Consider the following 12,584-nt stretch of genomic DNA (forward strand, 5'->3'; position numbering starts at 1 on the left):
TCATTATAATCTCTCTTCTATCCAACTTTTAAAACTATAAAAGTTTTGAGGTGCTACACCATGCCCCACAGGGTATTCTGAATAGGCGTGTGATAAATTATTAGCCGATAAAAAATGAGGCGCTTTCCTTGCCCAATCTACCGGTAATACCTGATCTACCGTACCGTGTGAAATGTAATAATCTGTAGCAATTTCGTTGCTTACCGCATTCGGTAACAACTCATCATTAATATAACCACTTAAAGCTACTACATACTGTACTTTATTAGGGTGATTTAAACTTAAGGCATAACTTAAAATGGCCCCTTGGCTAAAGCCTAATAAAAATGTTTTTTCAGGATGTGTGTTATAAGTAGTTTTAATTTCATCAATAAAATTAGCAATTTGTTCTACAGCAGCTTTTGCCTGTGGAATATCAGAAAACTTACCATTATTGGCATCTAAATTAATAGCGTACCAAGCATAACCACCAAAGCCCATATCATGCGGTGCTCTAGCACTAACAATTAGTAAATTATCAGGTAACTCTTCTGCAAAAGAAAATAAATCCTGTTCATTACTTCCATAGCCATGAAGTAATATTAATAAAGGTGGATTTTCACTCGCCGTTTTAGGCTGTCTAACAATATGATGTAAGCTCATTAAATTTCTTATATAGATTTAAACCATTCTTGAAAATGTTCGCCAAAGATAGGTACTAATTTCTTTTCTCCTTTTAGAACATTAATAAAACTAATAATCCAAAAGAATACTAAACCAGCGCTAATAATCCATCCAACAAAACCACCAATATATTTATACACTACCCATCCATTGATAAGTGATAAAAGATGAATACCAATCATTTGTCTTAAATAAAAACGTGTGAAAGGATTTTTTTTATTGTTGTCTAAAATAAAAGCGACTAAGGTTCCTATAATCCAAAAATGACTAATAATGGCATTGGTTTTACCTTCTTCAACTACGCTAAGATTGCTCATGTTATTTGTTTACTACTAACTGATTGTTGTTAAAAATACCATAGCATGTTCCTTGTAATTTTTTATCTAAAAAAACACTGTTTTTTGAAGTAGAAAGAATGTTTTTTTCTGTAAAAACAGTTTCCCCTTCAGGATTAAATAAAGATAAACAGGCTTTTTCATTTTCTTGAATGCTATGTACTGGAATACCAAAACGTTTTTTAGGGTTTACCGATAAACATTTTGTAATAGTCTCAACATCTAAAATAGAGTTTAAGGCGCCAAAAGCACTTTCTAAACCAATGGTTCCATCTTTTGCAGTAGAAAATTCTACTTTTTTGTGCTCTATATCAATAGGGTTATGATCCGTAGTAATAATGTCAATAGTACCTTCTTTAACACCTTTAATCAAAGCTTTTGTGTCTTTTTTAGTGCGTAAAGGTGGGTTTACTTTTTTATTACCATCAAAACCATGTAATTCGTCATCCGTTAAAAATAAGTGATGTACAGATACACTACAGGTTACATCTAATCCTTTCTTTTTAGCTTCTTTAATAAGCTTTACAGATTTTTCAGTAGAAATAGTAGGAATGTGTAATTTACCACCTGTGTATTCTAATAAGAATAAATCACGAGAAATTTGAAGCTCTTCAGCCAAAGCAGGAATTCCTTTTAAACCTAAAGTAGTACTATTTATACCTTCATTAGCAACACCTTCACCAGCAATTAGTTTGTTGTTAGGAAAGCTTAACACCAAGCCATCAAAGTTTTGCGCATACAACAAGGCTATTTTTGCCAAATTGTCATTAGCTAAGGGTTTGTTATAATCACCAAAAGCAATGGCTCCTGATTGTTGCATATCATACAACTCAGCCATTTCTATACCTTTACTTTGTTGCGTTAAAGCGCCAATAGGGTATAAGTTAGTGGCATGTCCGTGTGATTTATGAATTAAATATTCAACAGCAGCTTTGTTTTCCGTAATAGGTTGCGTATTCGGATTCACAGCTACTTCTGTAAAACCACTTTTAGAAGCTACTTGCAAACCATGGTTAATAGTTTCTCTTTCTTCATATCCAGGCTCACCAAGGCACACACTGGTATCAAACCAACCCGTAGAAACATGTAAATTATCTAGCTGAATAACTTGGTAGTTTTCTTGAGTAGGAATTTCATTTTCAATAGAAGTAATACGGCCTTCCGCAATTAAAATATCTTTTACTTGGTTGTGATAAGGACTTGAAGCGTCTATAATAGTTGCCGACTTTAACAGCGTTGTCATGGTTTGAAGAATTTTAAAATCAAAATTTCAAGGAGCAAAGATACAATGGAAAGGGCTAAAAACCATTTCCAAAGCCATTGAACTTCATTTTTTTTACGTATTTCTTGCAAAGTTTCCTTTACCGAGGTGGATATCGTATTACTTTTTGAGTTGTTTATTTCATCTTGTATTGCTGTATATTCAAGGGAACTTTCTTCTTTAGGGTAATTAAAAGCAAGACTTTTAAGCGTGTCTTTCTCTTGCATTACAAAATGAAAGCCAGCTTTTAAAGGTTGTTCAGTTGTAGTAATGCTAACTTTACTTTGAAAAACACGTTGTAAAGGAATAAAAGCATTTTCCTTATTTTTAATAGACAACACCGTTTCTTTACCTAATCGTTTATGAACATCAATTGTATTTTGTTTCCCTATAGTATAATACAACTTAGATAGCTGTAGACTTTGCTTTCCAATATTATAAAAAATAGGAACTATGATTGGAGAATTAATAAAATTACTATTTTCTTTATTTAAAGAAGAAGCTACCCAAAATACGGCAGCATTTTCAAGTTGCACTTGAGAAATAAACGGTTTCTTATTTTCAAAATTTAAAATAGAAGAGGCTCTTTTTAAAGAACTATTATAATAAGAAGCTACATATGGATACTGAAAATTACGAACTTGTTTTTCAAAAACATGTTTAAAAATGGGGTGGTTAAATTGAATGTTCGTAACTTTTAAACTATCGTTGTGTTGTTTTACAATTTGCCCAGCCTGTAATTGTTTTAATAAATTATTGTAGGTATTAATGCTACTTTTTTGATGAGGAATTATAACTAAATTCCCTCCTTTTTTAGTAAAATCAACCAAACTAGCAATTAAGGTATTTGGAATACTTTCTACTTCATTTAAAACAATGAGTTGTTGGTTTGGAATAGCATTATAGTTTATATTATCAACAGAATATTGTAAGAAATTAAATTCATCTTTGGTATAAACTTTTGATAAGAAAGAAGGCTGCTTACCAATACTTAGCACGTTAATTTTTTCACCTGAATTTAGCGTAAAATAAAAAGTATTGTCAAAAGAAAAAGCATCGTTGTAATTCAAAAGTACTTTTCCTAAAAAAGTAGGCGTTTTTTGAATAGAGAAGGTTACTTTTTTACTTACATTTTCATCAATAGAAAAAGTCTGCTTGTTAATTAATTTTTGATGATTATATATAGCAATAGGAATGTCCTTTTTAGCAATTCCTTGGTTTTTTACAGTAATGTTAACTGTAAAATTAGTCGAACCATTTTCATCAACAGTTACGCTATCAATAGACAAGTTTTCTTTTAATTGTGGTGTTAACTGAACAAATGAAGTTGGTGTCTCTAAGTTTTTAAATGATGAAGCAGTTGCATTTTGAAAATCAGAAATAACAATATTTTTATTAGGAGTATCATACAAACTATTTTCTGAACTTAGTTTGAGTACCACTTCTTTCATTTCTTTTTGTTGGGGAGTATTCTCTATTTTTAAAAGGATTTCTTTTAATTCTGAAGCTGTTTTATTTCTGTAAAATTGAGCATTGGTTTGTAAAGTATAGCTGGCTTTTTCAGAAAGGTTGTCAATAATTTCTTGAGAAGCAACCTGTAATAAATCGCCTTTTTTACCTTGCGTGTTTGTACTTAGCGAGTTGTCTAAAAAAATATGATATCGAGATTGTTCATTAGCACTTCTATTGCTAAAATAAGGTTGGGCAAAAGCCAAAATCAAAAACGTAAGTAAAAGTAAACGAGTAGCTAACACAAGCCACTTTTTAATTTTGGAACTTTTACGGGTTTGCATGGCTAATTTTTGTAAAAAAGCAACATTAGTAAACGGAACTTTAACAAATTTTTGTAATTGGAACAAATGCACAATAATTGGAATTACCAACAGTGCTAAAAAGTATAGAATTTCAGGATGTTTAAACTGCATATTTTCTTAAAAACCAACTGTAAAAATAAGTAAAAACATCTTTTAAAAAACAAACTAGTTAAAAATCTGTTAGAATGTGTATCCGTCATCGACTAAAACGTAAATTTTAGTATTTTTGAACTATGACTACAACAGAAAGTGAATGTTTCCAAACTAAGGAAACTAATTTAAATACTTTGCAACAATTTGCCTGCTTATCAATACACTCAAAAATAGTAACTACTTTAAATAGCAGGAATACATGGAAATAAAACAAATACCTTTTAAAAAAACAGGTTTTTTTTCTAAAACCATGTTAGATTATTTAGATCAAAAAGAAACAATACAACCTTTTTACTATAATTTTCCAAATATTGAAGGTTTTAAAAATCAGCTACAAACAAAGAAGTTAGATTTTAAACAAGAAACTAGAGATAGCTTAGTGTTGTCTTTGAAAAAACAATACGAAGGATTACCTACAAGTGAGAAAACGGAAGAAAATATTGAGCTATTACAGCAAAATAATACGTTTACTATTACTACAGGACACCAATTAAACTTGTTTACTGGCCCTTTATATTTTTTGTATAAAATTATAGCTACCATAAACCTTTGCGAAGAGTTAAGAGAGAAATTTCCAGAAGAGCATTTTGTGCCTATTTATTGGATGGCTACAGAAGATCATGATTTTGAGGAAATCAATTACTTTAATTTCAAAGGAAAAAAAGTACAGTGGAATAGCACACAAACTGGTGGTGTTGGGCGTTTTTCAACCGAAGGATTGGAAGAAGTTTTAGCAGTGTTTTCTGAACATTTAGGAAGTTCTAAAAATGCGGAATATTTAAAAGGTTTATTTAAAAAAGCCTATGTTGAACATACCCATTTAGCCTCTGCCACAAGATATATTGCGAATGAATTGTTTGGTGTTTACGGATTGGTGGTTGTTGATGGAGATGATAGCGAATTAAAAAAGGTATTTACACCTTATGTAGTTAAAGAATTAACAGAACAGGTTTCTTTTAAAGAAGTAACAAAAACCGTTGAAGACTTAAGAAAAAATTATAAGATTCAGGTAAACCCAAGAGAAATTAATCTTTTTTACTTACACGATGGAATCCGAGAGCGAATTTTGTTCGAAGATGATGTGTACAAAGTAAATAATACGGATATTACTTGGAATTGGGAAGCTTTGGAAAAGCATACTCATGAATTTCCAGAACGATTTTCACCCAATGTAATCATGCGTCCTTTATATCAAGAAGTAATTCTTCCTAATTTGTGTTACATTGGAGGAGGAGGAGAGTTGGCGTATTGGTTACAATTAAAAGCTTATTTTGAAGCTGTAGCTGTTCCGTTTCCTATTTTATTATTAAGGAATTCAGTACAAGTATTTTCAGAAAAACAAGTTAAAAAGTTAGCAAAACTGAAGGTTACTACAGAAGAAGTTTTTATTAAACAAAACACATTACTAAAACAAAAAGTATTAGAAAATGCAGAAGAACAAGTTGACTTTAGTCAACAAAAAGCATTTTTAGAAAATCAGTTTGAAACCTTGAGAAAGGTTGCTGAAAAAACAGATGTTTCTTTTGTAGGAGCGGTAAATGCTCAGGAAAAAAAGCAATTAAAAGGGCTAAAAAACTTAGAGAAACGTTGGGTACGTGCAGAAAAAAGAAGACAGCATGATTTAGTTACACGCATAACAGAATTACAAAATGAGATATTACCTAATCAGAGTTTAGAAGAACGTCAACGTAATTTCTCTGAGTATTATTTAGAATATAGCAACGGTTTTATTAAGCATTTAAAAGATAATTTACACCCATTAGAGTTAACGTTTACATTGCTGATTTTGGAGTAAGATTTTTTATGAAAAAGATTAAAAAGAGAGTTATAATACTATTTTTGATTCCTTTCTTTTTAGGAGCTTGTAAAAGTAGAAAACAAAAACAAATAGATACTTGGAGAAGTAGGCTTGAGGAATTTAGAAGGAAGGACGAAGTAGCTAATGTAAATATACCTTGTTCCCAAATTCAGGAATTTGTGATTAATATTGAAAAATATAATTGGGTTTCAGATGAGGAAAGGTTAAAAAAAGTAGCTATCTATGCTGAACTGGACAGACATAATGTAGAGTATCTTAAAAACAGACCTTTTTACCCAATAAAATTAGAGAAAAGTTCAATATATAGAGCGTATAAATCTGAAATTAATAGTGAATACCCTATCAATTTTGACATTGAAATATTTAAAAGAGTAGAAAGCATTTGGGGATATTATTACCGAGAGAAAAATAAAAGTGATTTAATTTCTGATGGTGTAATTGAACAATGGGAATTTGCTAATAAAGGTGCAGCTAAGAAAGCGTTAGAACAAATAAAAGAAGTAGGAAGTTTAGTTTATTTCAATACGACTCCATTTTTTTGTCAAATTGAAAATAAGTTATTTATTTTTCAAACTAGAGCAATGGCTTTTAGTTATGATCAAGAGATAATTTATAAGAAGTTTATGAATGAGTATATAAAATCAAATTAAAAAAATGAAAAGAAAAATAGTCATTGTATTTATGTTGTTTGTAGCGGTGTTAGCTCAAGCAAAACCCAAAACAATTCATGTGTTTGTTGCATTATGTGACAATGAATTTCAAGGAATAGTTCCAGTACCTAAACAATTAGGAAACGGAAAAGATCCTAAAAGTAATTTGTATTGGGGTGCAGGTTTTGGAGTTAAAACATTTTTCAAATCTAGAACCAAAGATTGGAGATTGATACAACAGTTAAAATCATCCAACCCTAAAATTTTAGATAGGTTACTTTTTAAACATAATACACAAGATATTTATTTATTAGCAGATGCTTATGATGGCGAGTATATAAAAATGTGTACAGAAGATTTTTTAAAAGCATCTAACACACAAAATCCAGTAGTAGTTACTCATAATAAATTAATACTAAATTTTGGAGGAGCTTCTGATTTGGTAACTTATATAGGACATGATGGTTTAATGGAGTTTAATGTAAATATTAACTATAAACCTACAGTAACTAAAAAAGTAGATGCAATTGTTTTAGCATGCTATAGTCAAGCCTATTTTTCAACTGAAATAGAAAAAGCAAAAGCGAATCCTATTTTATGGACAACACATTTAATGGCACCAGAAGCATATACCTTAAAAGCTGCTATTGATGGATGGATAAAAGGTGAAACAGGAAAACAAATTGATGAACGAGCCGCTCAGGTTTATCATAAATATCAAAAATGTGGATTGAAAGGAGCAAGGAACTTGTTTACTACTGGGTTTAAGAAATAGGTAAGTTTGAGCAGAAGTAAAGCCTTAGAGCAAAAATAAAAGAACATTAATTGTTTTAGAATTTTGTTTCTTTGCGTCGTAGCAAAAAAGCTACTCTACTTAATCATTTTGTATGAAATCACTACATCCTAATAACATTCATAACAAAGGGTATGACTTTACTTTGTTAAAAGAAAAATATCCAGCAATAACTAAGTTTGTAGTTGAGAAATACGAAAAAGAAACCATTGAATTTTCCAATCCAGAAGCTGTAAAAATCTTTAATAAAGCATTGTTAAGTGCGCATTATGGAATTGCTCATTGGGAATTTCCAGATGAAAATTTATGCCCGCCAATACCAGGAAGAGTAGACTACATTCATCATTTAGCAGGTTTAATTGGAAATGAAAAACAAGCACATGTTTTAGATGTAGGAACAGGGGCTACTTGTATTTATCCATTATTAGGAAAAGCTGTTTATAACTGGAATTTTACCGCTACAGATATTGATGCAGATTCATTAGCAGTTGCTCAAAAAATTATAGATAAAAACGGACTAACGCAAAGTATTAAGCTAAGGTTTCAAAAGGACGAAAATCATATACTAAAAGGTATTCTCAAAGAAAAGGATGCGTTTACAGCAACGATGTGCAATCCGCCTTTTTATAAATCTTTAGAAGAAGCAAGAGGTGCGAATAGAAGAAAATCAAGAAATTTAGGAAACAATACTGTTAGAAATTTCGCAGGTAATGAAAATGAATTGTGGTATGTAGGAGGCGAAAAAGCGTTTCTGCATACATATTTATATGAGAGTTCTTTGCACCCTGAAGCTAGTATATGGTTTACCAGTTTGGTATCTAAAAAAGAAAATGTAGAAAGTTTACAAAAATCTGCTAAAAAACTAGGAGTAAAAACATTCAAAGTAATTCCAATGCACCAAGGAAATAAGTTAACCAGAATTGTGTGCTGGAGTTTTAAAAAATAAACAACCTTAAAACTTTAGTTTAAGGTTGTTTATTAGGTACGGTTTAGTATAAACTATAGAAATTAACTATATGGTTACAATAACTTCTTCTTGTGCTCTTCTAGATTTAGCTTTTTTAGAAGGCTGATTAAAATCATCTTGGTCTCTATAACCAATAGCTACAGCCATTAAAGTAGTATAATCCTTCTGTTTTAAAATGGCATCATACTTTTCTGGTTCTACACCTTCCATGGGAGTAGCATCAATATCCATTTCTGCACAAGCACTTAAAAAAACACCTAATGCTAAATACGTTTGCTTTTCAAACCAAGTCATAATTTGACTTTTAGGAAGTGGTTTAATAAACTGATTGTAATAACCTACAGCAGCTTCGGGTAAACCTTTATTGATTTGATTTTCAAATAACTCTAAATTGTTAATAGCACTAAAAATAACAAGTGTATCGCAGTTTTGAATACGTTCGTTATTAAAAAAAGAAGCCAAACCAAGTTTGTTTTTTGTTTCAGTATCAGAAACAAAAGTAAATTGCCATGGTTGACTGTTTATAGAAGAAGGACTTAAACGTAGCACTTCTTTTAAATCGTCAATTTGAGTTTTAGTTAACTTTTTAGAGGTGTCATAAACCTTTGTTGTATATCTGTTTTGCATTTTTTCAAGAAAACTCATAATATTGTATTTTAAACTATAAAAATTATAGTAACAAAACTAAATATAGTTTTTAAGTTTTACAATAACGGTCAAAAAGGATAGTAGTAATTTTAACAATATGTTTACAGTAAAAGGCAAAGAATATCCCTGTTGTACAAGTGTAACTATGGGGATGATAGGCGGAAAATGGAAAACCGTAATATTATTTTATTTAATGGATGGTACATTACGGTATAATGAACTAAGAAAAAAAATGAAAGGAGTTACAGAAAGAACGTTAAGCTTGCAGTTACAACAATTACAAGAAGACGGTATTGTTATACGAAAAGTATATGCAAGTAAACCACCATTAAAAGTAGAATATTCTTTAAGTGAATTTGGTAAAACCTTAATTCCATTATTAAGGTCTATTGCCGAGTGGGGAGATTATGTAGTGCATAATTATTCTGATAATCAAATAAAACAATCTTAAAAGTGCAACACTTTATTCCTAATAATGTAATGTTTGATGTTTGTGATTTTTCGGTTAAATAGTTTTACTTAAACTGGTTAGAACTTCCATAGCTTTTTCAGTATCTTTCTTATCAATGAATATATGATCGTGATAATAGCCAGCAACCACATTACAACTAATATTATTATTACCAAGTGCTGTGGCAAAAGCAGCTGTTAAACCAACTGCTTCTAAGGAAGAGTGTACAGTAAGTGTGATCCATGAAGCAATATACTCATAAGTTAAACCTAATTGATCTGCTTTCTCTTTTAATAAAATAACGGTATGTCCCTCTTGTTCTCTCATCTCACAAATAGCAAGCTCTCTAGGTATAGAGTTAATATCACTAACAGAAGTAAAAACATAATTTCCTTCATTTAATATAGGTTTCATGTTTTTTAGAAGTTCCTGAAGGTTTTTTACACCAGTGTTTTTTATCATTAAGTTAAAATTTAAAAGTAGTAATATACTAAATAAAGAGCTATATAATGCTTCTATTGGCTAAACGAATTTCTATAGTAACTAAAGTAAGAATGATAACAATTTCTGTAATCATATAAATCCAGCCCAATACTGTAATTTGATGATAATGTATAAAAGCAAAAGTCAATGAAACTATACTGTAAAGTATATTGAATAATGCAATAACTTTTATAAAAATAGTTGGATTTTTGTTTATTAGAAAGTAACAAGCTATGTCATAAACAATAAATAGCAAAGGAATACAAGCAAGTATGTATAAAGTATTGATAGGTATACCGAATAAATATTGGTACTTTGGCAGTAGTACACCTAAAAGAAATGCTGATAGTAAGGCACCAACAGCATCAACTAAAAATATATTCTTCGCAGACAATTGCTTACCCAATTCGAGTGCCATTTTTAACTTTTCTTTCTGGGTTTAATAAAGTAACTTCCTTGTTATCACCAACGCCACCAAGTACCAAGCACTCACTCATAATATTGGCTATTTGCTTTTTAGGAAAATTCACAACGGCTACTACTTGTTTGCCTATTAATTCTTCAGGTGTATATAATTTGGTAATTTGAGCAGAGGTTTTCTTTATACCATATTCACCAAAATCAACTTGCATTTTATAAGCAGGATTTCTTACCTCCTCAAATATTTCAGCTGTAATAATAGTACCAATACGCATTTCAACTTTAGTAAAATCATTCCAAGTAATTAAATCGTTTTCTATTTCTGTCATTGCTTAAAATTTAGGATTAAATATACAGGAATAATTAGTATTAGTTAACATGATGTATATTTTTAACTTAAAGTAATTAATTATCTGTTTTTCTCCGACTCTAGGAACTACCTTTGTTGAGTTAACAGAGGTGTCAACGACTTTCGCGGACGATTTTGTTGTGTTTTCATGATGAATATAGAGTGAGAATTCTTTAATTTTTCAGTTAAAGAGGAAAAGAAGAAATGGTTATACCGAAATTATTTATAAAGTTTTGTGACGTCCTGAATACTCGTTACAATAATTAATATATTAAAGGTAGTAATTTTTAAATTGCTACCTTTAGTTTTTTGTAGCTTTTTCTTTTGACTTTTTTTTGTTGGTGCATTTGATTAGGAGTTAACATTGAATTTGATAAATGAGGTCTTATTTGATTGTAAATATTGATTGCATTTTTAATTAACTTCTTTTTAATTTGTATAGAAACGTCGTATTTATCAATTGCAAATTCTTGTTTAAGAATCCCATTGATTCTTTCAGCTATAGCATTTTCATAAGGATCATATTTTTCAGTCATGCTAGGTTTGATATTATTGATACTTAACATTTTTTGATATTCATTAGAGCAATATTGTAACCCTCTATCTGAATGATGAATAATAGGTTCTTTATTATAATTTCTATTAGAGATTGCCATATCTAGGGCTCTTAAAGAACCTGCTACATTTAAACTATTAGAGACATCATACCCCATTATTTTTTTAGAGTAAGCATCAGTAATTAGCGCTAAATAACATGGGTTTTCTCTCTTTCCAATGTAAGTAATATCACTCACCCATACTTGTTCAGGTCTTACAAATTCTATATTTTTAAGTTGATTTACATGTTTTCTAAATCTATGATGAGAATTTGTAGTTATATGATATTTTTTTCTTGGTAGAATTAATAAATTATTAGCTTTTAATATTTTAAACAACTTATCACGACCAACACCAATTGCTTTTAATTCAGATTTTAAAAGATAAAATAATTTCCTTGTACCTATTCTCGGCATTGATATACGGATAGTATTTACTAAATCAATAACCTTTTTACTAAGCTTTTGTTTCTCTTTATATGAATGAATAGCTCTATAATATACCTGCCTATTCACCCCGAGTAAATCACAGGTAGCTGTTATGCTTTCTTTGGCTTCTTGACTATATTTTTTGATAACTCGGGTACGTGCTTTTTTCTGATTGGAATATTAAATTCTTCTTCAGCAATATCAATCATCATATCAAAAATGATGACTTTTTTATCAGCAAGCTCTGCTAAATATTCAGCACGTGCTTTTTGCTTTTCTAAAAGCTTGACTTGTTGCTCTAATTCTAAAATACGCTGTTCAGGTGTTTTTGACATGGTTTGATTTATACTAAAATCGTAATCAAATTTACCATATTTTTTTAACCAAGTACGAATCGTAGATCTTGCTTGAATACCATATTTATCAATCGCTTGAGTTCTGGTTAATAATCCTTGCTCAATCTCTTGAACAACTTGTAGTTTAAAGGACAAACTATAATCCTTTTGGGTTCGCTTTACATAATCTGATTTCCTAGAATCCATAAAATAACTTTTAGTTGTAACGCTATTTTAGGACGGGACATTTCAAGAAATAAAAAACCCACTCAAAAAATTGAGCGGGAAAATTGCTATGAAAAAGAAAAGAATCTAGGACGTCTCCTAGACCGAGTACAAATTTATACCAGTTAAGGCGTATGTTATGTTAAAAAAACTACTTTTTTGTATACCTAAAAACCCTGAACTTAAACTAAGT

General features: G+C 30.2%; 15 protein-coding genes. 5 read left to right on the forward strand and 10 right to left on the reverse strand.

Going from position 1 to position 12,584, the window contains the following annotated elements; genetic code table 11:
* Window positions 1–3: 3 nt before the first annotated feature.
* The 4 genes from ABNT65_RS20805 to ABNT65_RS20820 are packed head-to-tail and all read right to left on the reverse strand — an operon-like array spanning window position 4 to window position 4,184.
* Window positions 4–642 (reverse strand): alpha/beta hydrolase, encoded by a 639-nt coding sequence (locus ABNT65_RS20805; RefSeq protein ID WP_348702754.1) that lies wholly within the window; start codon window positions 640–642, stop codon window positions 4–6.
* Window positions 643–650: 8 nt separating this feature from the next.
* Window positions 651–980 carry a hypothetical protein gene (locus tag ABNT65_RS20810; protein ID WP_348702755.1) on the reverse strand — a complete coding sequence of 110 codons (330 nt, stop codon included), beginning with the start codon at window positions 978–980 and terminating at the stop codon, window positions 651–653.
* Between the two features lies 1 nt (window position 981).
* Complete coding sequence (locus ABNT65_RS20815; protein WP_348746795.1) at window positions 982–2,241, reverse strand: dihydroorotase; 1,260 nt, start codon at window positions 2,239–2,241, stop codon at window positions 982–984.
* Window positions 2,238–4,184 (reverse strand): BatA domain-containing protein, encoded by a 1,947-nt coding sequence (locus ABNT65_RS20820; RefSeq protein ID WP_348746796.1) that lies wholly within the window; start codon window positions 4,182–4,184, stop codon window positions 2,238–2,240. The genes ABNT65_RS20815 and ABNT65_RS20820 overlap by 4 nt, the downstream gene beginning before the upstream one ends.
* Window positions 4,185–4,425: 241 nt before the next feature.
* Between ABNT65_RS20820 and bshC the strand changes: the two genes are divergently transcribed.
* The 4 genes from bshC (at window position 4,426) to rlmF (ending at window position 8,434) form a co-directional block, all read left to right on the forward strand.
* Window positions 4,426–6,021: a bacillithiol biosynthesis cysteine-adding enzyme BshC gene (gene bshC, locus ABNT65_RS20825; RefSeq protein ID WP_348746797.1), complete on the forward strand. Its 1,596-nt coding sequence runs from the start codon at window positions 4,426–4,428 to the stop codon at window positions 6,019–6,021.
* Window positions 6,022–6,029: 8 nt separating this feature from the next.
* Window positions 6,030–6,695: a hypothetical protein gene (locus ABNT65_RS20830; RefSeq protein ID WP_348746798.1), complete on the forward strand. Its 666-nt coding sequence runs from the start codon at window positions 6,030–6,032 to the stop codon at window positions 6,693–6,695.
* 4 nt (window positions 6,696–6,699) lie between these two features.
* Window positions 6,700–7,470: a hypothetical protein gene (locus tag ABNT65_RS20835; RefSeq protein WP_348746799.1), complete on the forward strand. Its 771-nt coding sequence runs from the start codon at window positions 6,700–6,702 to the stop codon at window positions 7,468–7,470.
* 112 nt (window positions 7,471–7,582) lie between these two features.
* Complete coding sequence (gene rlmF / locus ABNT65_RS20840) at window positions 7,583–8,434, forward strand: 23S rRNA (adenine(1618)-N(6))-methyltransferase RlmF (RefSeq protein ID WP_348746800.1); 852 nt, start codon at window positions 7,583–7,585, stop codon at window positions 8,432–8,434.
* A gap of 66 nt (window positions 8,435–8,500) precedes the next feature.
* Here rlmF and ABNT65_RS20845 read toward each other — a convergent pair whose 3' ends face one another.
* A complete protein-coding gene (locus ABNT65_RS20845) occupies window positions 8,501–9,100 on the reverse strand; it encodes a nitroreductase family protein (RefSeq protein ID WP_348702762.1) in 600 nt (199 codons plus the stop codon).
* 100 nt (window positions 9,101–9,200) lie between these two features.
* On the opposite strand from ABNT65_RS20845, the gene ABNT65_RS20850 reads away from it, so the two are divergent.
* Window positions 9,201–9,554, forward strand: a complete 354-nt coding sequence (locus ABNT65_RS20850; RefSeq protein ID WP_348746801.1) for a helix-turn-helix domain-containing protein — start codon at window positions 9,201–9,203, stop codon at window positions 9,552–9,554.
* Between the two features lie 54 nt (window positions 9,555–9,608).
* On the opposite strand, the gene ABNT65_RS20855 is transcribed toward ABNT65_RS20850, so the two are convergent.
* From ABNT65_RS20855 to ABNT65_RS20875, 5 genes are all read right to left on the reverse strand, one after another.
* The gene (locus ABNT65_RS20855; RefSeq protein ID WP_348746802.1) at window positions 9,609–10,016 is read right to left on the reverse strand and encodes an ACT domain-containing protein; all 408 of its coding nucleotides are present in this window, start codon (window positions 10,014–10,016) and stop codon (window positions 9,609–9,611) included.
* Window positions 10,017–10,056: 40 nt separating this feature from the next.
* Complete coding sequence (locus ABNT65_RS20860; RefSeq protein WP_348746803.1) at window positions 10,057–10,455, reverse strand: hypothetical protein; 399 nt, start codon at window positions 10,453–10,455, stop codon at window positions 10,057–10,059.
* On the reverse strand, window positions 10,436–10,786 hold the full coding sequence (locus tag ABNT65_RS20865) for a tRNA-binding protein (RefSeq protein WP_348746804.1): 351 nt from the start codon (window positions 10,784–10,786) through the stop codon (window positions 10,436–10,438). Before ABNT65_RS20865 ends, ABNT65_RS20860 begins: the two co-directional genes overlap by 20 nt.
* A 307-nt stretch (window positions 10,787–11,093) precedes the next feature.
* Window positions 11,094–11,978: an IS3 family transposase gene (locus tag ABNT65_RS20870; protein ID WP_348747839.1), complete on the reverse strand. Its 885-nt coding sequence runs from the start codon at window positions 11,976–11,978 to the stop codon at window positions 11,094–11,096.
* Window positions 11,942–12,373: a helix-turn-helix domain-containing protein gene (locus ABNT65_RS20875; RefSeq protein WP_348745999.1), complete on the reverse strand. Its 432-nt coding sequence runs from the start codon at window positions 12,371–12,373 to the stop codon at window positions 11,942–11,944. The genes ABNT65_RS20870 and ABNT65_RS20875 overlap by 37 nt, the downstream gene beginning before the upstream one ends.
* Window positions 12,374–12,584: the final 211 nt, after the last annotated feature.

The organism is Tenacibaculum sp. 190524A02b, assembly GCF_964036645.1.
GTDB lineage: Bacteria > Bacteroidota > Bacteroidia > Flavobacteriales > Flavobacteriaceae > Polaribacter > Polaribacter vairaonense.